Here is a 19,010-nt window from a genome sequence, read left to right on the forward strand (position 1 = left end):
ACACGGACATGGCTTACTCCATCGGCGAATTCGCCAGACTCAGCGGGATCACCGCCACGACGCTGCGGGCATGGCAGCGTCGCTATGGTTTACTCAAGCCACAGCGCACGGAGGGCGGCCATCGCCAGTACAGTGATGAGGACGTCCAGCAGGCACTGAAAATCCTCGACTGGGTGAAAAAAGGCGTACCCATTGGCCAGGTCAAACCGCTACTGGAACGCCCCGTCCCGCGCCGGACCAACAACTGGCAAACGTTGCTTGAGACCATGCTGCAACGCCTGCAGGACGGGAAAATTGAGTCCCTGCGCCAGATGATTTACGACGCCGGCCGCGAATACCCCAGGCCAGAGCTGGTTGCAAATGTGCTGCGTCCGTTGCGCAGCCAGATGTCAGCCAACATCCCTGCCGCCATGACCCTGCGCGAGATCCTCGACGGCATTATCATCGCCTATGCCTCGTTCTGCCTTGAGGGCGACAAAAAAGCGCCGGGTGATAACATCCTGCTTAGTGGCTGGTACCTGAATGACCCGTGTGAAATCTGGCTCGAGGCCCTGACGCGTACCGGACAAGGTCACCGTATCGATATTTTGCCTACACCCTCCACGTCACTGGCGCCTGAGATTTTCCCCGAGCGCAAATGGCTTCTGGTGACCAGCGGTAAACTGACCGCCGCACGGAAAAAGCAGGTGGCACAGTGGCAGCAGCAGGTATCCCTTGAAGTGATTATCCTCTGATTATTTTCTCCTGCGGTAAACTTCACGAAAAGTTGAATATTTTTCCGTCCCGCAAATGCTAACGTTTTCCTGTGACTGACAACCCCACAGGAAAACACAATGAAAAAAACAACCCCTCTGCTGATGCTGGCCGCCATGGCCTTTACCCCTGCCGCGTTTAGCGCCCCTGCCGGCACCCTGAGCGTACATATTCTCGACCAGCAAACCGGGATGCCGCCATCTGACGTTACCGTCACGCTGGAGAAGCAGCAGCAGAACACATGGACCCAGATTGCCAGCGGCAAAACCGACCACGACGGACGTATCAAATCACTCTATCCGCAGGATCAGGACATGCAGCCAGGCGTGTATAAAGTGACCTTTAAAACCGCTGATTACTTCCACGGCAAAAAGCTGGACACCTTCTTCCCGGAGATCCCAGTGCTATTTACCGTGACCCGAACCAACGAGAAACTTCACATCCCGCTTCTGCTGAGCCAGTACGGCTACTCGACCTACAAGGGCAGCTAAGACACATTGATTTTAAAGGATAATAAAAAATAACTCCGCCAGTACTTGGACAAATTACTCATGTTGTGTAAGTTTTAGATATACGAACTGGAGACACACACCATGACAATGAAACCTGTAATCGGTATTAGCGGATGTTTGACCGGTTCCGCCGTTCGCTTCGACGGCGGACATAAGCGTATGGGCTTTGTCATGGACGAACTGGCCCAGTGGGTGAATTTCAGGCCCGTCTGCCCTGAGATGGCCATCGGCTTGCCGACGCCACGCCCTGCACTGCGTCTTATCGTGACGGACAGCGGTGATACCCAGATGCGTTTTAGCCACGCCCCGCACGAAGACGTTACGCAAAAGATGGCTGACTTTACGGCAGATTATCTGCCTAAAATCGGCGATCTGGCGGGCTTTATCGTCTGTGCGAAATCCCCCAGCTGCGGCATGGAACGCGTGCGGCTGTATGATGAAAACGGCAACCGGGGCCGCAAGGAGGGTGTCGGGCTGTTCACTGCCACCCTCCTTGAAACCCTGCCGTGGTTACCCGTGGAAGAAGATGGCCGCCTGCACGATCCGGTGCTGCGGGAAAACTTTGTTGAGCGTGTTTTCGCGCTTCATGAACTGAACACACTGCGCGCCCAGGGTCTGACGCGCCGTGCGCTATTAGATTTCCACAGCCGCTACAAACTTCAGCTGCTGGCGCACCATCAGGCGGGATATCGTGAAATCGGCCCGTTCGTTGCCACGCTGCACGAGTGGGAAGATTTGGACGCCTTCTTTGTGGCGTACCGCGAAAAGCTGATGACCATCCTGAAAAAACCCGCCTCGCGGAAGAACCACACCAACGTGCTGATGCATATTCAGGGGTATTTCCGTAACCAGCTAAACAGCCGCCAGCGCGGCGAACTTCGCGACGTGATCCTGCACTACCGTAACGGGCAGTTGCCCATCCTCGCGCCGATCACGCTGCTGAAGCACTACCTGGCCGAATACCCTGACCGGTATCTGATGACGCAAAACTACTTTGATCCCTATCCTGATGATTTGGGCCTGCGTCTGGCAGTCAAGTGATCATAAAAATGCGAAGGCCCCATTGACCCTCAGAGGCCCAAAGCAGTACCCCGTTTAGACGACACCCTCACTGTCGTCTCTTTTTTTGCATTTAACCTTAAAGACTGTAATTATATACAGGCCTACAGTGCAAAAAAGGAGCCTGCCTGTGATCAAAAGCCTGCACATCCAAAACTACCGCTCGATTCGCGACATGTCGCTGGAGCTGGAAGCGCTCAATATCGTCTTCGGCCCCAACGGTACCGGGAAATCGAATATCTACAAGGCGATACACCTGATGCACAGCGCGGCGCAGGGGCAGTTCTCCCAGGCGCTGGCAAATGAAGGCGGTATTCTGAAGGTGTTCTGGGCAGGTAAGACCCGTAGCGACCAGCTCCGACGGATGAATCTTGCGGTGGAAACGGACACTTACGAGTACGAGCTGCAGGTGGGCTTTGTCGAGCAACTGCCCTATCCCTCCCAGTTTCAGCTCGATCCGGTCATTAAAGAAGAGTCCATCTGGCTTACCGGTCAGCGCCGTCGCCCTTCATCACAGCTGATGAAGCGCAGGAATCAGGCGGTATTTCTCAACAACGTGCACCACGAAAAAGTGACTCACAGCGGCACGCTGTATGAAAACGAATCGGTGTTCGGGCAGCTCGGTGAACCGCATCTCTACCCGGAAGTGTCGCAGATGCGTGAGTCCCTGCGTAACTGGCGCTTTTATCATGAATTTTCCGTCTCGTCCGGCTCGGCGATGCGTGCCCCGCAGGTCGGTTTCCGCTCCCCGGTACTGGCCAGCGACGGCGCCAACCTGGCGGCCGCATTTCAGACCATTGTCGAGATTGGTGATGAAATGTTGCTGATGCGCATTCTCGACCAGGCCTTCCCCGGCTGCGAGTTTTACAGCGACAACACCGGCGGCCGCTTTCGCATGATGATGCAGCGCGAGGGGCTGAACAGGCCGCTGGAACCCGCAGAGTTTTCCGACGGGACGCTGCGCTTCCTGTGCCTGGCGGTAGCGCTGTTAAGCCCACGCCCACCGGCCTTTATCGCGTTGAACGAACCGGAAAACAGCCTGCACCCGCAGATGCTGCCCGCGCTGGCGAGCTTAATCGCCGAGGCCAGCCGCTACTCGCAGATCTGGCTCACCAGCCACTCGCCGGAGCTGGCGAAGTTGATTGAGAAGCAGCGGTCGTTTTCATTGTATGAGCTGTCGATGGCGGAGGGAGAGACGCGGGTGGAGAGGCTGGGGTAAGCCCGGTGCGAAAGCATGCGCTGCCACCGCCTGCGTGATACCTTCCGTTAAGATAAAATATAAAGGCCTTTATTTGCCTCTTAACTCTTGAGTTAGCAGTAATAAATTAATGACGAAGCCGAAAAGTCTTACGCCACTCTGCCGGACTCACGCCAAAACGCGTCTTAAATTGCTGGCGCCAGGTCACCGCAGAGTTAAACCCTACCAGCTCTGCCACGTTTTCAATGGGCATATTTCCGGCTTCTAACAATATCTGGCTGCGCCGCAGGCGCTCGGTGGTCAGCCAGTCGGCCACGCTCATCCCGGTGGCTTTTACAAAATGGCGGGTAAGCGTGCGGCGGCTCATCGATACCACCTCTGCCAGCGAGTCCAGATTATGCGGTTCGGCAATGTGCTGCTGGAGATAGTCAATCAGGGAGTTAATTCGTCCGTCACGGGTATCTTTTGGTACCGGCTGGGCAATAAACTGTGCCTGCCCCCCCTCGCGGTGTGGCGGCACGATCATACGGCGGGCAATCTGGTTAGCGACCACGCTGCCAAAGCGCTGGCGGATGATGTACAGGCAGCAGTCAAGCGCGGCAGCGGTACCCGCAGAGGTGATGATATTGCCGTCATCGACGTAGAGCGCATTGATATCCAGCTTTACATCCGGGAAAAGCGTCTGAAACTGATGTTCAAACTCCCAGTGCGTGGCCGCGCGTTTACCGTCGAGAATGCCCGCATAACCCAGCACAAACGACCCCAGACAAAGCCCGACGATCTCCGCCCCGTTGTCTCTGGCCTGGACCAGGCTGTCGAGAAGCGTCTGGGGCGGGCGTTGCTGGACATACTGCCAGTAAGGCACCACGACGATATCTGCCTGGCCGATGGCGGAGAAATCGTGAGTCGCGTTAAGCGCAAACCCGTCTGTGGATGTCAGTAATCCGGGTTTTTCGGCGCAGATCAACACACTAAAGCGCTTTTCGCCGGATACCGTATCACCAAACAAAATGCAGGGAACGGAGTAGTGGAACGGGCTGAACCCGTCTACCGCAACAATCGCGACGTTGATCAGCGCCATGTATCTCTCCTTTCCCCTGGTGATGCTCAGAATATAACGGTTTCACCATCCTCGGGAATGCTCACCGCATCACCAATCAGGTTCGCGTCAACGTACTCACGCAGCGCATGGCGGGTCAACAGACAGTGGTTGATGGCCTCCATATGGGTCGCCACAATTTTCGCCTGCGGCAGCAGGAAGTGGACGTTGAGCACATCTTCCTGGCCCATGATAATCGGCCCAAACCCGATGACGTGAGCATAGCCCGCGTTAAGCACCACCACATCCGGCTGATGCTTTTGCAGATCGGCTGCCACTTCATCACGCCAGATGGTATCCCCGACTATGTAGAGCGTCTTCTCATCAGGATGACGTAAAACCACGCCACAGGCTTCACCCAGCCGTTCCGCCAGCTCCGGTACGGCGTAAGCACGATCGGTACCGTGCTGGCCGCCGCGGGTTTTCGCGATCCGGATATCGCCAAACCCCGTCTCCTCGGTCATCACCGTCAGGTGGGTAAATCCCTGGCTGCGCAGCAGCGCGGCGTCGCTGTCGTTCTGCACAAAGACAGGTTTATCTTTGCCGATCAGTTCGACTGCGGCGCGATCCCAGTGATCGTCATGGGTATGGGTGACGATCACCGCATCCGCCTCCAGCAACGTGTTGACGTCAACGGGAAGCTCCACCATCGGGTTGCGGATCTCCGCATGCGCCGTGCCGGGGAAGCCCGGATAAGCGTCCTTCGGGGCCAGCATTGGGTCGATTAAAAAGCGTTTCCCGGCGTAGGTAATCAGCTGAGTGGCATTACGAATCTGAGTGATGTTCATGGGTATTCTCCTTATAGTGTGAAGAGGAGAATAGCCCGATGCCGCGCGTAACAATGTGGGCCACAGGGCGATGATCGATGAAATCGGGTCAACGTTATCGCATCCGCAACGCATCCACCACCAGCGAAAAGGCCGGCGACGGCTGCTTTCGGCTCGGGTAGTAGAGATAATACCCCGGGAAGGGCAGACACCAGGGTTCCAGCACGCGAATTAACCGGCCTTCAGCAATATGATCGCCAAACTCGTCTTCGGGCAGGAAAGCAATCCCGAATCCCGCCAGGGCAGCTTCGACAATATGCCAGGAAGTATTAAAGGTCAGCTGGCCATTCACGCGCACGTTCAGATCGCCACCGTCCTGATCAAAATCCCAGACGTAAATCCCGCCGGATTTTATCATCCTCTGGTTAATGCACTGGTGCTGCGTCAGTTCATGCGGCGTTTGCGGAACAGGATGACGGGCGAAGTAGTCCGGCGAGGCGACCGCGGCCATACGCAACTGCGGGCCTATCGGCAACGCGATCATGTCCTTATCGATGGTATCTCCCATACGAACGCCCGCATCGAAGCGGTCGGCAACGATATCGCGAAAACCGTGATTGGCGTCGAACTCAATGTGAATATCGGGGTATTGCCGCAAAAGCGGCGTCAACTTAGGCAACAGGGTGCGCGATAACACATCGGGTCCACAGGTGATCCTCACCGTGCCGGCAGGCTTGTCGCGAAGCTCCGTCAACATGTCCAGCTCCGCTTCGATTTCATCGAAACGGTTGCCAATCGCGTTAAGCAAGCGTTCGCCGGCTGCGGTGGGGGAAACGCTGCGGGTGGTGCGGGTCAGCAGGCGGATCTGCATCCGGTTCTCCAGCCCGGTTATGGCCTGGCTTAACGCGGGCTGGGTCACGCCCAACTGTGCCGCGGCACGGGTAAAACTGCCCTCACGCGCCACGGTGACAAAAGCAAAAAGATCGTTCAGGTTACGCTTCATCGCACCCTCATTTATAAGCCAAACTTATAAGCTCATTAAGCATTGATTAGCTAGTCAGAATACACCCGCCGTGTAAAATTTTCACTGTGACCTGACGTCAACCACATTCCAACCTTTCATCTGCATGCGTTATTCCCGTGAATAGCGCCCGGCCCCGGCTTGTCCGAATCTGGCCGAACGAATAACAAGGTAAACACGATGTCCGCTATGGTGAACGAAACATCAGCGCGCCAGTCCCGTGCCTGCTGGAGCGGCGTGCTGGCAATGACCCTCTGCGCTTTTACGCTGGTCGCCTCAGAATTTATGCCTGTAAGTCTGCTGACGCCCGTCTCGCGGGATCTCGCCGTCAGTGAAGGCCTGGCGGGCCTCGGGATCGCGATATCCGGCGCGCTGGCCGTATTGACCAGCCTGTTTCTCTCTTCTCTTGCGGGAGGCATTAACCGCAAATCGCTGCTGCTGGGCCTGACGGCGTTGATGGCCGTCTCCGGTCTGATTATCGCCGTGGCTGAGAGCTATCCCCTTTATATGCTGGGACGCGCACTGCTTGGCGTGGCCATTGGCGGCTTCTGGTCGCTCTCCGCGGCGACCGCAATTCGCCTTGTGCCACCGCATCAGGTTCAACGTGCGCTGGCCATTTTTAACGGTGGCAACGCCCTGGCGACCGTCGTTGCGGCTCCGCTCGGCAGCTGGCTGGGGGCGACAATCGGCTGGCGCGGTGCCTTTTACTGCCTGGTGCCCGTCAGCCTGCTCGCGTTTATCTGGCAGTGGTTCAGCCTGCCTTCCATGTCCGTGGAAAAGCGCACCGCGTCGTCCACCAGCGCCTTCGGCCTGCTGAAAAACCCTCTGGTGGCAAAAGGAATGGTCGCGTGCGGCGTCTTTTTCATGGGGCAGTTCGCCCTGTTTACCTACGTGCGTCCGTTCCTGGAAACCGTGACTTTCGCCAGCGCGACGCAGTTATCGTTAATCCTGCTGGTGATTGGCGTGGCGGGTTTTATCGGCACCCTGCTGATCGGCACGTTTCTGCGCCGCGGGTTTTACACCACGCTGGTCGCCATTCCCGTGGTGATGGCGCTGATTGCCGCGGCACTGATGGCCTTCGGCCATCACCTTGCCGCCGTCACCGCCCTGCTCGGCCTCTGGGGACTGGTCGCGACGGCCGCCCCCGTCGGCTGGTGGACCTGGGTTGCCAGAACGCTTCCTGAAAATGCCGAAGCGGGTGGCGGACTGATGGTGGCAATGGTGCAGCTCTCCATTGCGCTCGGCTCCACGCTCGGTGGCCTGGCCTTTGACCACAGCGGCTGGCAAAGCACCTTTGCACTCAGCGGTGTACTGCTTATCGCCGCTGCCATGTTCACGTTTTACACCTCACACAACGACACACTTCACAGGAGTTAATCATGAGAAGATTCACCATGGCGCTCGGGCTGTTAGTCAGCGCCTTCGCCGCCAGCGCTGCCGATATGTCCCGGGGCGCAGATAATTTCTATAAAAGCGATAAGGTTACGCAGCAGAAGGTGACCTTTAAAAACCAGTATCAGATGAACGTCGTCGGCAATCTGTATCGGCCAAAAGAGGCGGATAAAAACGCCAGACTGCCGGCGATCGTGGTCGGCCATCCGATGGGCGCGGTGAAAGAGCAAAGCGCCAGTCTCTATGCGCAAAAGCTCGCGGAACAGGGCTTTGTCACCCTGGCGATTGATCTCTCATTCTGGGGGGAAAGCGAAGGTAAACCGGGGCATCTGATCTCACCAGAAATCTATTCCGATGATTTCAGCGCGGCCGTGGATTATCTGAGCACCCAAGCCTTTGTCGATCCGCAGCGCATCGGGGTGCTGGGCATTTGCGGCAGCGGCAGCTTCGTTATTAGCGCGGCGAAAATTGACCCGCGCATGAAAGCGATCGCCACCGTCAGCATGTATGACATGGGCTCCGCCTTCCGCAACGGCCTCAACCATTCCGTGACGGTTGAACAGCGTAAAGCGATGATTGCCTCTGCCGCTGAGCAGCGTCTGAAAGAGTATCAGGGTGCAGAGACAGCCTACATTCCCGGGACGGTAAATAAGCTGGATGATTCTACGCCGGCTATCCAGCGTGAGTTCTTCGATTTCTATCGCACCAAACGCGGCGGGTACACGCCACAGGGCGAGAAAGAGGCGCTGACGACGAAACCGATGATGAGCAGCATCGGCAAGTTTATGAACTTCTACCCGTTCAACGATATCGAAACCATTTCACCGCGTCCGATGCTGTTTATCACGGGTGATAAAGCGCATTCGAAAGAGTTTAGCGAAGACGCCTATAAACGCGCCGGTGAACCGAAAGAGCTGTATATCGTGCCGAATGCAGGCCACGTTGACCTGTATGACCGCACGGATCTGATCCCGTTTGCAAAACTGGCCTCGTTCTTTAAAGCCAACCTGAAATAACCCGGTAAGGCGTATAACACTGTTATACGCCTTTGTCCTGACTACCAGCCCGGCACCGCGCCACCGTTAAAGAGGGTCTCTGCGGCCTTCGCCACTTCCGGCGACTGATACGACTGGATAAATTCCTTCACGTTTTCCGCGTCTTTGTTGTCTTCCCGCGTCACCACGATATTCACATACGGCGAGTTTTTATCTTCAATAAACACGCTGTCATGCACCGGCGACAGCCCGGTTTGCTGGAGATAGGTGGTGCTGATAATGGCAACATCCACTTTCGGATCATCCAGCACGCGCGGCAGTTGCGCCCCTTCCAGCTCCATAATGTTCAAATGCTTCGGATTGGCGGTGATATCCAGCGCCGTCGGCAGCAGGCCAACGTCAGGCTTCAGGGTAATCAGCTTCTCTTTTTGCAACAGCAGCAGTGCGCGGCCAAGGTTGGTCGGATCGTTTGGAATGGCGATGGTCGCGCCGTCCTTCAGCTCAGACACGGATTTTATCTTGCGGGAGTAGCCGGCCATCGGGAAAACAAAAGTGTTCGCCACAGCAACCAGCTTGTAGTGATGCGCCTTGTTATCTTCTGCCAGGAACGGGCGATGCTGGAAGACATTGGCATCAAGATCGCCCTGACTGGTGGCATCATTGGGCAACAGCGAGCCGCTGAACCCCACCAGTTCCACATCCAGACCGTATTTCTCTTTCGCCACTTTTTTAGCGACTTCCGCGACATCCTGCTCAGCGCCGTTAATCACGCCGACTTTGATGTGTTTGGCATCGCTGCCGCCTTGATCGCAACCTGCCAGCAGCAGGCCCGCGAGAACCAGAGCACCCAATCGAAGTTTCACGAGACATATCCTTTTGATAAACGTTTCAGTGACTATATCGACAACGGTACGGCTGGATCGACAACGGTACGGCTGGCTAAAAAACGAAAAAGCATCAATAAGACGGATAAGTTATATGTGCGGGGGCGCTATTGATCCGACCTGAGCATGCCCGCACGGCGTAACGGCGTTTCACGTAAAAACCACGACAGTACAAACGCCAGCACCATAATGCTTGCCGCCAGCAGGAACACCGCGTGAATGGCTGAGCCAAACGCATCAAGGTAATCGAGCCGCAGGGCCTCTGGCAGCCGGTGAATGGCCGCAGGATTGAGCTCATGCGGTAACTCCGCCCCTTGCGGTAAACGGTCCATCAGACCCGATTGCAAAACGTGGGTGAAGACCGCGCCAAACAGCGCGACGCCGATGGCCCCGCCAATGGAACGAAACAGCGTGACCCCGGAAGTCGCTACCCCGTATTGATCGGCAGAGACGCTGTTCTGCACGGCCAGCACCAGTACCTGCATGACCAGCCCCAGACCCATCCCCAGCACGCCGGTAAAAATGTACAGCTGCCAGGTCGGCGAGTGGATCGAGATACGCGTCAGCAGCACCATGCCCACCACGCCAAGCAGCGTACCGGCGATCGGAAACAGACGGTATTTTCCGGTACGGCTGATAATCCGCCCGCTGATGATCGAGGTTAGCAGCAGTCCGCCCATCAGCGGGATCAGCTGCAGACCGGCCTGAGTCGGCGTGGCGTCTTTCACAACCTGCAGATAGAGCGGCAGGAAGGTGACCGAGCCAAAGAGCGACATCCCGATAATAAAGCCAATCAGGCTGCAGAGCAGAAAACTGCGATCGCGGAACAGCGAGAGCGGAATGATCGGCTCCCAGGCCAGACGCTCCTCATAGATAAACCCGGCGATACCCGTCAGGCCAAAGGCCAGAATGCACCACAGCTGCGGGTCGTTCCACTGGCGTATCGTCCCGCCTTCAGTGGTAAACAGGATGATACACAGCAGCGCCATGCTGAGGTAAATCGCCCCCAGATAATCAATCTCGTGCTTGTTGCGCCGTGCGCTGCCGTGGAACACCGCGCCTATCACCAGCAGGGCAAAGAGACCGAGCGGCAGATTGATATAAAAAATCCAGCGCCAGGAGGCGTGCTGCACGATAAACCCGCCGATAAGCGGCCCGATCACCGTCGCCAGACCAAACACGCCGCCAAACAGCCCCTGATAGCGGCCACGCTCCGCAGGCGGAATAACGTCCGCCACGGCGGCCATACTGATGACCATCAGACCGCCGCCGCCCAGCCCTTGCAGGCCGCGCATCAGCACCAGTTGGGTCATGTTTTGCGCCAGACCGCAGAGCACCGACCCCGCCAGAAACAGCACAATAGCGATTTGAAGGACGATTTTACGCCCAAACAGATCGCCGAATTTTCCGTACAGCGGCACCACAATGGTCGAGCTGAGGATATAGGCCGTCACCACCCAGGAGAGCTTATCCAGGCCACCCAGTTCCCCAACGATGGTGGGCAACGCCGTGGAAACAATCGTCTGGTCCAGCGCCGAAAGCAGCATCACCAGCAGCAACGCGCTGAACAACAGCTTTATCGACGGCGCGTTATGCGCAGGTTGAGTCATTACGTCGGACTCCATAAGAGATCGCTTGAAATTAATTAACTGGATAATTAATATTTAAGTAAGTGATGAATAAGATCAAGAGATCCTGCGACTATGCCAGCACATAAGGACAATTCTGAACCGCGCCGCCCCGGTCGACCACGCGGCGGAAAGCGGGCAACCGCCAGCCGCGAACAGCTGCTGGATATTGCGTTGAGCCTCTTTTCCCGCCAGGGGATCGCTCAAACCTCGCTGAACGCTATCGCCAAAGAAGCGGGCGTAACGCCAGCGATGCTGCATTACTACTTCAATTCACGAGAACAATTGCTCGACGCGATGATTGAGGAGCGCTTCCTGCCCTTACGTAATCGGATCGGCGCAATTTTTGCCGAACACCCCGACTCGCCGGTCAACGCATTAACGCAAATGGTGAAAGTACTGGCCGAGCTGGCGGAGCAGCACCGCTGGTTTGCCCCGCTGTGGATGCAGGAGGTCATCGGGGAGATGCCTGTACTGCGCACGCATCTGCACGCGCGGTTCGGTGACGACAAATACCAGGCAACGCTCGCCACCCTTAAACGCTGGCAGCAGGAAGGGCAACTGAACCGGGCACTCGCGCCAGAACTGCTGTTCACCACGCTGCTAAGCCTGGTGCTGGTGCCGTTCTCAAGAATGCGCAACGACGAGAGGCTACACGCCCTCTCGCCAGAGATCATTGTGCGTCATGCGCTGGCCGTGATGGGCAACGGCATCGGCGGTTAAAGGGATTTGGTCAGATAATGCCTTTGCATACCCGGGTACGGGTAATCCGGCAACGACATCTGCAGCTGATAACCCTGCTTTTCATAGAATGGACGTGCCTGGAAGCTGACCGTATCCACCAGCGCATGGGTGCAGCCTTTGCGTCGGGCTTCGTCTTCTGCCGTTTTGATAAGCTGGCTGCCGACGCCCGATCCCCGCACGGTGTCGCTGACCCACAGAAAATCGATGTTTAGCCAGTCGCCTTTGCGCACGCCAATTAACCCACCCAGCATCACGCCCTTATCGTCTCGCACATAAACGCCAATGTCGCCGCTAAAGTTTGAGAGATCTAAAAATTGTCCGTTGTAGGCACGAAGCCCTGTTAATAATTCTTCTTTTTCATCGTGTGTGACGTTATCCGTCGTGCTCAGATGCATATTTTTCTCCTTATTTTCTGTGCAATCTTAATATTGCACAGCCTTTCCTTCATCAAAACTCCTTTTTTTCTCCATTCTTTAAACATTGAAATATTCATTCAATAAGTACTTAAAAAAAGTCTTTCCAATACGCACCTGAAACGTATAATGAGAACGATCATTCTCACTTTTATAGGGTAACCGACAATGAGCACAAAACTGGAAGAACGCCAAAAGCAGCGTCAGGACGACATCATCGCTGCCGCGCGTCAGTGCTTTCGCGCCAGCGGTTTTCATGCGGCCAGCATGTCGCAGATCGCCAGCGAGGCAAAGCTCAGCGTCGGGCAAATCTACCGTTATTTCAGTAACAAAGATGCGATTATTGAAGAGATGATTCGCCGTATCATCGACTCACGCATCGAAGAGATTCAGGGTAAAACGCTGGTCGAGGGGATGCCTCAGGCGCTCGCCTGGCGACAGACCCTGAATGAAGATGACGATGCGCTGATGCTTGAGATGTCGGCTGAAGCCACGCGTAATCCCCAGGTGGCGGCCATGCTGGTCGAAGCGGAAAAGCGGATGTTTGCTAATGCCTGCGCACACCTGAAAAAACAGTTTCCCCACCTGAGTGATGATCATATTCGCTGCTGCGTGGAGATTACTGCGGTAATGATTGAGGGGTCTATTTACCGCCGACTCACCCCCTTAAACGTACCCTCTGAACAATTAGAGCCTCTTTATCAAAATATTTTAAATATGCTTTTCTCTGCGAAGTAATCGCATGTGAATAATTAGCGGGAAGACGTTATTCCCTTATTAACATTTCCGGCTCTGCCGGAGATGCGGTATCGCTGTGCCTTTAAATAGCCCCCTTCCTTGTTAAGCCATTAACAGGGCAGGCATCGTTCACCCTGGAAAAAATTATGAAAGCCATAACAACCTCCATCGCAGCATTATTCCTCCTGACGGGGTGCGATAATGCACAAACATCTGCTCCTCAACATCCCCTCCCGCAAGTGGGGATTGTTACGCTCCTGAGCCAACCCGTTTCCGTTGTCAGTGAACTGACCGGACGCACCACGGCCGCCATGAGCGCGGAAGTGCGTCCTCAGGTGGGCGGCATTATTCAGAAACGGCTCTTTACCGAAGGCGATACCGTGCAAGCCGGACAGGCGCTGTATCAAATTGACCCCTCCAGCTACCGCGCCGCCTACGATGAAGCCGCCGCGGCCCTGAAACAGGCGCAGGCGCTGGTGCAGGCCGATTGCCAGAAAGCTCAACGCTATACACAACTGGTGAAAGACGACGGCGTATCGCGTCAGGATGCCGAAGATGCAAAGTCCACCTGCGCGCAGGACAAGGCCAGCGTGGAGTCGAAAAAAGCAGCCCAGGAAAGCGCGCGCATTAACCTCAACTGGACCACGGTGACCGCCCCGATTGCCGGACGTATTGGCATCTCTTCGGTCACCCCCGGCGCACTGGTCACTGCCCAGCAAGAGACCGCGCTCGCCACCATTCGCGGTCTGGACAATATGTACGTCGATTTAACCCGCTCCAGCGCCGATCTTCTGCGATTACGCAAACAAACGCTTGCCAGCAACAGCGAGACATTGAGCGTGTCGTTGATCCTTGAAGATGGCAGCACCTATCAGGAAAAAGGCCGTCTGGCCCTGACTGAAGTGGCAGTGGACGAATCCACCGGGTCGGTCACATTGCGCGCCGTCTTCCCCAACCCGCAGCATCAGCTTCTGCCCGGGATGTTTGTTCGCGCCAGAGTGGATGAAGGGGTAATGAGCGAGGCCATCCTCGCCCCGCAGCAGGGAATTACCCGTGATGCCAAAGGCAACGCCACCGCGCTGGTGGTGGGGGCCGGCAATAAGGTGGAACAACGTCAGCTGGAAACGGGTGACACCTACGGCGACAAATGGCTGGTGCTGAGTGGACTGAAGGCTGGCGATAAGCTGATTGTGGAAGGCACCGATAAAGTGACCGCCGGTCAGCAAGTTAACGCCGAAGAGATGAAAACCGCGGGAGGAAACGCCTGATGTTTTCCCGCTTCTTCGTGCGTCGCCCGGTTTTTGCCTGGGTGATTGCTATTCTGATTATGCTCGCCGGGGTGCTGGCAATCCGTACCCTGCCCGTCGCGCAGTATCCCGACGTCGCTCCGCCGTCGATCAAAATTTCAGCCACCTACACTGGCGCGTCGGCACAGACTCTGGAAAACAGCGTCACCCAGGTCATTGAGCAACAGCTGACCGGGCTGGATAACCTGCTCTATTTTACCTCCACCAGCAGCTCGGACGGCTCGGTAAGCATCACCGTCACGTTCGAACAGGGAACCGACCCGGATACCGCGCAGGTTCAGGTGCAGAACAAAGTTCAGCAGGCCGAGTCGCGCTTGCCGACCGAGGTACAGCAGGCCGGCATTACGGTGCAAAAATCGCAGAGTAACTTCCTGCTGATCATGGGCGTGTACGATAAAACCGACCATGCCAGCAGTTCGGATATCGCCGACTGGCTGGTGAGTAATATGCAGGATCCGCTGGCACGCGTAGAGGGCGTCGGCAGCCTGCAGGTGTTTGGTGCGGAATACGCCATGCGCATCTGGCTTGACCCGGCAAAGCTGGCGTCGTACTCGCTGATGCCATCCGACGTTCAGAGCGCTATTGAAGCGCAGAACGTGCAGGTTTCCGCCGGTAAAATCGGCGCGTTACCCGCGTCCGGTACCCAGCAGTTGACCGCCACCGTGCGTGCCCAGTCGCGCCTGCAGACGGTCGATCAGTTTAAAAATATCATCGTTAAGAGCCAGTCCAGCGGCGCAGTGGTGCGTATCGGCGACGTGGCGCGCGTGGAGATGGGCAGCGAGGATTACACGGCTACCGCCAGGCTGAATGGCCACCCGGCAGCCGGTATGGCGGTGATGCTCTCGCCGGGCGCAAATGCGCTCAATACCGCTACCGCGGTGAAAGATAAAATTGCCGAATTCAAACGGGCAATGCCGGAAGGCTATGATGTGGCCTATCCGAAAGACAGCACCGAGTTCATTAAGATCTCGGTGGAAGATGTGATTCAGACGCTGTTTGAGGCCATTATCCTCGTGGTGGTGGTGATGTATCTGTTTCTGCAGAACATTCGCGCCACGCTCATCCCCGCGCTGGCGGTGCCGGTGGTTCTGTTGGGCACCTTTGGCGTGCTGGCGCTGTTCGGTTATTCCATCAATACCCTGACGCTGTTTGCGATGGTGCTGGCGATAGGTCTGCTGGTCGATGACGCCATCGTGGTAGTGGAAAACGTCGAGCGCATTATGCGCGATGAAGGTCTGCCCGCCCGCGAAGCCACCGAAAAATCGATGGGCGAAATTTCCGGTGCGCTGGTCGCCATTGCGCTGGTGCTTTCCGCCGTGTTTCTGCCGATGGCCTTCTTCGGCGGCTCAACCGGCGTCATCTACCGCCAGTTTTCGGTCACCATTATCTCAGCGATGATCCTCTCGGTGGTGGTGGCGCTGACCCTGACACCCGCGCTCTGCGGCTCGGTACTGCGCCATACGCCTCCTCACAAAAAAGGGTTCTTCGGCGCGTTTAACCGCTTCTACAGTAAGACCGAGCATGGCTACCAGAATAAAGTCCTGCGCGCGCTGCGCCGCTCTGCGGGCATGCTGGTGGTCTACGCCCTGCTCTGTGGCGCGATGGCCGTGGCAATGCTGAAGCTGCCCGGCAGCTTCCTGCCCACGGAGGACCAGGGTGAAATCATGGTGCAGTACACCCTGCCTGCCGGTGCGACAGCGGTACGTACCGCGGAGATCAGTCGTCAGGTTCGCGAGTGGTTCCTCACTAAAGAGAAAGCCAACACCGATGTGATTTTTACGGTCGAGGGCTTTAGCTTTAGCGGCAGCGGCCAGAATGCCGGGATGGCGTTTGTCTCCCTGAAAAACTGGTCCGAGCGTAAAGGCGACGAGAACACCGCTCAGGCGATTGCCCTGCGCGCCACTCAGGAACTCGGCTCCCTTCGCGATGCCACCGTTTTTGCCATGACGCCCCCGGCCGTAGACGGCCTCGGCCAGAGCAACGGTTTTACCTTCGAGCTCATGGCCAGCGGTAGCACCGATCGCGACACGTTGCTGAAGATGCGTAATCAGCTGATCGGCCAGGCGAATCAGGACACCTCCCTGCATGCCGTTCGCGCCAATGATTTGCCGCAGATGCCGCAGCTGCAGGTGGATATCGACAACAACAAAGCCGTATCGCTGGGGCTTTCCCTGAGCGACGTCACCGATACCCTCTCCAGCGCCTGGGGCGGAACCTACGTGAATGACTTTATCGATCGGGGCCGCGTGAAAAAGGTCTACATCCAGGGAGACAGCGATTACCGCGCCGTGCCTTCCGATCTCAACAAATGGTACGTGCGCGGCAGCGACAGCACCATGACGCCGTTCTCCGCTTTCGCCACTACGCGCTGGGAGTATGGCCCGGAGAGTCTGGTGCGCTACAACGGCTCGGCGGCCTATGAAATTCAGGGCGAGAACGCCAGTGGTGCCAGCTCCGGTACGGCGATGACCCGGATGGAACAGCTGGCGAACAACCTGCCGGCCGGCACAACCTGGGCGTGGAGCGGGTTGTCGTTACAGGAGAAACTGGCGAGCGGCCAGGCAATGAGCTTGTATGCCCTCTCCATCCTGGTGGTATTCCTGTGCCTGGCCGCGCTGTATGAGAGCTGGTCGGTGCCGATTTCAGTCATTCTGGTGATCCCGCTTGGGGTGCTGGGTGCGGCGCTGGCCGCCTCGCTGCGCGGGCTGAGCAACGACGTCTATTTTCAGGTGGCATTGCTGACCACCATCGGCCTGTCGTCGAAAAACGCCATTTTGATCGTTGAGTTTGCGGAGGCGAAAGTCGCGGAAGGTTACTCCCTGACGCGTGCCGCGCTGCGTGCGGCTCAGACGCGACTGCGTCCGATCATCATGACGTCGCTGGCGTTTATCGCCGGGGTAACACCGCTGGCCGTCGCCACCGGTGCAGGCGCCAACAGCCGCGTGGCGATTGGGACCGGCATCATCGGCGGGACGCTCGCGGCAACGCTGCTGGCCATCTTCTTTGTTCCATTATTCTTCGTACTGGTGAAACGTCTCTTCTCCGGTAAGCACGCAAACCGGAGGTCATAATGTTTCGTGTATCTGTTTTAGTGTTAGCGCTGCTGAGCGCAGGCTGTGTTTCGTTAGACCCTACCTATCAGCGTCCTGACGCGCCCGTCCCGGCCACGTTGCCGGGCGCCCACGGCGAAGCCACCGCCGTGGTCAGCCAGTGGCAGCAGGTGATGAACGATCACCGCCTGAACAAGGTGGTAACAATGGCACTCACCGGCAACCGCGATGTGCAAAAAGCGATTGCTGATATCGACGCCGCCCGCGCCCAGTATGGTGAGACGCGCTCGTCTCTGTTCCCGTCGGTGGATGCCAGCCTGAGCCATACCCGCAGCCGCACGCTGGCCAGCGGCGTGAGCACCAGCGATGAGGCTAACGGCGCCGTCTCCAGCTTCGAGCTGGATCTGTTTGGTCGTAACCAGAGCCTCTCGCGCGCCGCGCGTGAAACCTGGCTTGCCAGCGAGTTCACGGCGCAGAACACGCGCCTGACAATGGTCAGCGAGCTGACCACCGCCTGGATTACTCTGGCGGCAGATAACAGCAATCTGGCGCTGGCAAAATCCACTCAGGAGAGCGCAGCGAACTCGCTCAAGATTGTGCAGCGTCAGCAGGACGTCGGGGTCGCCGCCGCAACGGATGTCAGCGAAGCGATGGCGGTTTATCAGCAGGCCCGCGCCAGCGTCGCCAGCTATCAGACGCTGGTGATGCAGGACAAAAACGCCCTGAATTTGCTGGCGGGCGAGACGGTACCGGAAAACCTGCTACCCGGTACGCTGGAGAGCCTGAGCGATAACGCCATCACCCTGATCCCGGCGGGCGTTAGCTCCGCCACGCTGCTGCGTCGCCCGGATATTCAGGAGGCTGAACATAACCTGTTGAGCGCGAATGCCAACATCGGTGCTGCGCGCGCCAACTTCTTCCCGACGATTTCGCTTACCGCCAGCGCCGGGGTCGGCAGCGATTCGCTCTCGTCATTGTTCAGCCACGGCATGAAGGTCTGGTCGTTCGCGCCGTCCATCTCCCTGCCGCTGTTCAGCGGCGGCAATAACATGGCGCAACTGCGCTATGCCGAAGCGGAGAAAAAAGGGCTGATTGCCACCTATGAGAAAACCATCCAGAGCGCGTTCAAAGATGTAGCCGATGCGCTGGCGCGCCGCGAAACCCTGAGTGAAGAGCTTGACGCGCAACGTGAATACGTGGCGGCAGAGCAAAAAACGCTGGATGTGGCAACGCGCAGCTATCAGGTGGGGGCGGGTGATTACCTGACCGTTCTCACCGCGCAGCGCGCCCTGTGGTCGGCACGGGCATCATTGATTGCCCTGCAGCAGACCGACTTTGAAAACCGTATTACGCTGTGGCAGTCGCTGGGCGGAGGGATTCAATAACCGCCGGTGCAGGTGCAGGATTCTCATACGCAGGAAGACAAAAATTCATACTTTCGGCTGGCGTC

Annotated in this window: 17 protein-coding genes; 11 read left to right on the forward strand and 6 right to left on the reverse strand. The window is 57.1% G+C overall.

The annotated features are described in order from the left end of the window. The first annotated feature begins 8 nt into the window (after window positions 1-8). From QMG44_RS17190 to QMG44_RS17205, 4 genes are all read left to right on the forward strand, one after another. Window positions 9-734 carry a MerR family transcriptional regulator gene (locus QMG44_RS17190; RefSeq protein ID WP_014168030.1) on the forward strand — a complete coding sequence of 242 codons (726 nt, stop codon included), beginning with the start codon at window positions 9-11 and terminating at the stop codon, window positions 732-734. 99 nt (window positions 735-833) lie between these two features. Then, window positions 834-1,244 carry a hydroxyisourate hydrolase gene (gene uraH / locus QMG44_RS17195; RefSeq protein ID WP_014168029.1) on the forward strand — a complete coding sequence of 137 codons (411 nt, stop codon included), beginning with the start codon at window positions 834-836 and terminating at the stop codon, window positions 1,242-1,244. Window positions 1,245-1,346: 102 nt separating this feature from the next. Next, window positions 1,347-2,306 carry a DUF523 and DUF1722 domain-containing protein gene (locus QMG44_RS17200; protein WP_086533073.1) on the forward strand — a complete coding sequence of 320 codons (960 nt, stop codon included), beginning with the start codon at window positions 1,347-1,349 and terminating at the stop codon, window positions 2,304-2,306. Window positions 2,307-2,454: 148 nt separating this feature from the next. Continuing rightward, window positions 2,455-3,543: an AAA family ATPase gene (locus tag QMG44_RS17205; protein WP_086533072.1), complete on the forward strand. Its 1,089-nt coding sequence runs from the start codon at window positions 2,455-2,457 to the stop codon at window positions 3,541-3,543. Between the two features lie 106 nt (window positions 3,544-3,649). Here the strand turns inward: QMG44_RS17205 and QMG44_RS17210 are convergent, their stop codons facing one another. The 3 genes from QMG44_RS17210 to QMG44_RS17220 all read right to left on the reverse strand — a co-directional run bounded on the left by QMG44_RS17210 (window position 3,650) and on the right by QMG44_RS17220 (window position 6,391). Next, window positions 3,650-4,603 (reverse strand): GlxA family transcriptional regulator, encoded by a 954-nt coding sequence (locus QMG44_RS17210; protein WP_086533071.1) that lies wholly within the window; start codon window positions 4,601-4,603, stop codon window positions 3,650-3,652. 26 nt (window positions 4,604-4,629) lie between these two features. After that, window positions 4,630-5,409, reverse strand: coding sequence for an MBL fold metallo-hydrolase (locus QMG44_RS17215; RefSeq protein ID WP_086533070.1), 780 nt, complete (start codon window positions 5,407-5,409; stop codon window positions 4,630-4,632). Between the two features lie 94 nt (window positions 5,410-5,503). Further along, on the reverse strand, window positions 5,504-6,391 hold the full coding sequence (locus QMG44_RS17220; protein WP_020882709.1) for a LysR family transcriptional regulator: 888 nt from the start codon (window positions 6,389-6,391) through the stop codon (window positions 5,504-5,506). Between the two features lie 198 nt (window positions 6,392-6,589). Here QMG44_RS17220 and QMG44_RS17225 point away from each other — a divergent pair, with 198 nt between their 5' ends. After that, window positions 6,590-7,786 (forward strand): MFS transporter, encoded by a 1,197-nt coding sequence (locus QMG44_RS17225; protein WP_032679307.1) that lies wholly within the window; start codon window positions 6,590-6,592, stop codon window positions 7,784-7,786. A 2-nt stretch (window positions 7,787-7,788) separates the two neighbouring features. Continuing rightward, window positions 7,789-8,817: an alpha/beta hydrolase gene (locus QMG44_RS17230; protein ID WP_086533069.1), complete on the forward strand. Its 1,029-nt coding sequence runs from the start codon at window positions 7,789-7,791 to the stop codon at window positions 8,815-8,817. 41 nt (window positions 8,818-8,858) lie between these two features. On the opposite strand, the gene nlpA is transcribed toward QMG44_RS17230, so the two are convergent. Next, window positions 8,859-9,659, reverse strand: a complete 801-nt coding sequence (gene nlpA, locus QMG44_RS17235) for a lipoprotein NlpA (RefSeq protein WP_020882712.1) — start codon at window positions 9,657-9,659, stop codon at window positions 8,859-8,861. Between the two features lie 128 nt (window positions 9,660-9,787). After that, on the reverse strand, window positions 9,788-11,305 hold the full coding sequence (locus QMG44_RS17240; protein ID WP_086533068.1) for an MDR family MFS transporter: 1,518 nt from the start codon (window positions 11,303-11,305) through the stop codon (window positions 9,788-9,790). Window positions 11,306-11,383: 78 nt separating this feature from the next. Between QMG44_RS17240 and QMG44_RS17245 the strand changes: the two genes are divergently transcribed. Beyond that, complete coding sequence (locus QMG44_RS17245) at window positions 11,384-12,031, forward strand: TetR/AcrR family transcriptional regulator (protein ID WP_078775087.1); 648 nt, start codon at window positions 11,384-11,386, stop codon at window positions 12,029-12,031. Here QMG44_RS17245 and QMG44_RS17250 read toward each other — a convergent pair. After that, window positions 12,028-12,447 (reverse strand): GNAT family N-acetyltransferase, encoded by a 420-nt coding sequence (locus QMG44_RS17250; RefSeq protein WP_014168016.1) that lies wholly within the window; start codon window positions 12,445-12,447, stop codon window positions 12,028-12,030. The genes QMG44_RS17245 and QMG44_RS17250 overlap by 4 nt on opposite strands. A 186-nt stretch (window positions 12,448-12,633) precedes the next feature. Between QMG44_RS17250 and QMG44_RS17255 the strand changes: the two genes are divergently transcribed. From QMG44_RS17255 to QMG44_RS17270, 4 genes are all read left to right on the forward strand, one after another. Further along, window positions 12,634-13,203 (forward strand): TetR/AcrR family transcriptional regulator, encoded by a 570-nt coding sequence (locus tag QMG44_RS17255; RefSeq protein WP_014168015.1) that lies wholly within the window; start codon window positions 12,634-12,636, stop codon window positions 13,201-13,203. Window positions 13,204-13,349: 146 nt separating this feature from the next. Then, on the forward strand, window positions 13,350-14,471 hold the full coding sequence (locus QMG44_RS17260; RefSeq protein WP_032679304.1) for an efflux RND transporter periplasmic adaptor subunit: 1,122 nt from the start codon (window positions 13,350-13,352) through the stop codon (window positions 14,469-14,471). Beyond that, complete coding sequence (locus tag QMG44_RS17265) at window positions 14,471-17,581, forward strand: efflux RND transporter permease subunit (protein WP_047954863.1); 3,111 nt, start codon at window positions 14,471-14,473, stop codon at window positions 17,579-17,581. The genes QMG44_RS17260 and QMG44_RS17265 overlap by 1 nt, the downstream gene beginning before the upstream one ends. Then, on the forward strand, window positions 17,581-18,945 hold the full coding sequence (locus QMG44_RS17270; RefSeq protein WP_086533067.1) for an efflux transporter outer membrane subunit: 1,365 nt from the start codon (window positions 17,581-17,583) through the stop codon (window positions 18,943-18,945). Before QMG44_RS17265 ends, QMG44_RS17270 begins: the two co-directional genes overlap by 1 nt. Window positions 18,946-19,010: the final 65 nt, after the last annotated feature.

Source organism: Enterobacter sp. 200527-13, from assembly GCF_027924865.1.
GTDB classification, from domain to species: domain Bacteria; phylum Pseudomonadota; class Gammaproteobacteria; order Enterobacterales; family Enterobacteriaceae; genus Enterobacter; species Enterobacter ludwigii.